A 1,662-nucleotide genomic window follows, 5' to 3' on the forward strand; every position below is an offset into this window, starting at 1 on the left:
CATATTATATGGTTAAGTCCTCGATCTATTAGTATTCGTCAGCTCCACATGTCACCATGCTTCCACCTCGAACCTATCAACCTGATCATCTTTCAGGGATCTTACTAGCTTACGCTATGGGAAATCTCATCTTGAGGGGGGCTTCATGCTTAGATGCTTTCAGCACTTATCCCTTCCGCACATAGCTACCCAGCTATGCCCTTGGCAGAACAACTGGTACACCAGCGGTGCGTCCATCCCGGTCCTCTCGTACTAAGGACAGCTCCTCTCAAATTTCCTACGCCCACGACGGATAGGGACCGAACTGTCTCACGACGTTCTGAACCCAGCTCGCGTACCGCTTTAATGGGCGAACAGCCCAACCCTTGGGACCGACTACAGCCCCAGGATGCGATGAGCCGACATCGAGGTGCCAAACCTCCCCGTCGATGTGGACTCTTGGGGGAGATAAGCCTGTTATCCCCGGGGTAGCTTTTATCCGTTGAGCGATGGCCCTTCCATGCGGAACCACCGGATCACTAAGCCCGACTTTCGTCCCTGCTCGACTTGTAGGTCTCGCAGTCAAGCTCCCTTATGCCTTTGCACTCTACGAATGATTTCCAACCATTCTGAGGGAACCTTTGGGCGCCTCCGTTACACTTTAGGAGGCGACCGCCCCAGTCAAACTGCCCACCTGACACTGTCTCCCGGGTCGATAAGACCCGTAGGTTAGAATTTCAATACAGTCAGGGCGGTATCCCACCAGCGCCTCCACCGAAGCTAGCGCTCCGGTTTCAATGGCTCCCGCCTATCCTGTACAAACTGTACCAAAATTCAATATCAGGCTACAGTAAAGCTCCACGGGGTCTTTCCGTCCTGTCGCGGGTAACCTGCATCTTCACAGGTACTATAATTTCACCGAGTCTCTGGTTGAGACAGTGCCCAAATCGTTACACCTTTCGTGCGGGTCGGAACTTACCCGACAAGGAATTTCGCTACCTTAGGACCGTTATAGTTACGGCCGCCGTTTACTGGGGCTTCAGTTCAGAGCTTCGCTTACGCTAACCCCTCTCCTTAACCTTCCAGCACCGGGCAGGTGTCACCCCCTATACTTCGCCTTACGGCTTCGCAGAGAGCTGTGTTTTTGCTAAACAGTCGCTTGGGCCTATTCACTGCGGCTTTCCGTTAAGAAAGCACCCCTTCTCCCGAAGTTACGGGGTCATTTTGCCGAGTTCCTTAACCAGAGTTCTCTCGCACACCTTAGGATTCTCTCCTCGCCTACCTGTGTCGGTTTGCGGTACAGGCACCTTTTATCTCGCTAGAAGCTTTTCTTGGCAGCGGGGAATCAAAGACTTCGCTCCATAAGGAGCTTCCCCATCACAGCTCAGCCTTTACGATAAGCGGATTTGCCTACTTATCAGCCTAACTGCTTGGACGTGCACAACCAATCGCACGCTTCTTCTATCCTTCTGCGTCCCTCCATTGCTCAAACGATAAAGAGGTGGTACAGGAATATCAACCTGTTGTCCATCGCCTACGCCTGTCGGCCTCGGCTTAGGTCCTGACTAACCCTGAGCGGACGAGCCTTCCTCAGGAAACCTTAGGCATTCGGTGGACGGGATTCTCACCCGTCTTTCGCTACTCATACCGGCATTCTCACTTCTAAGCACTCCACCAGTCCTT

At 52.9% G+C, this 1,662-nt stretch carries 1 rRNA gene; it reads right to left on the reverse strand.

Annotation, left to right across the window (positions count from 1 at the left end):
• Positions 1 to 8: 8 nt before the first annotated feature.
• Positions 9 to 1,662, reverse strand: a 23S ribosomal RNA gene (locus F3I02_RS19495); the annotation flags it as partial.

It is taken from the genome of Bacillus sp. SRB3LM, from assembly GCF_015712745.1.
GTDB lineage: Bacteria > Bacillota > Bacilli > Bacillales > Bacillaceae_G > Bacillus_A > Bacillus_A thuringiensis_K.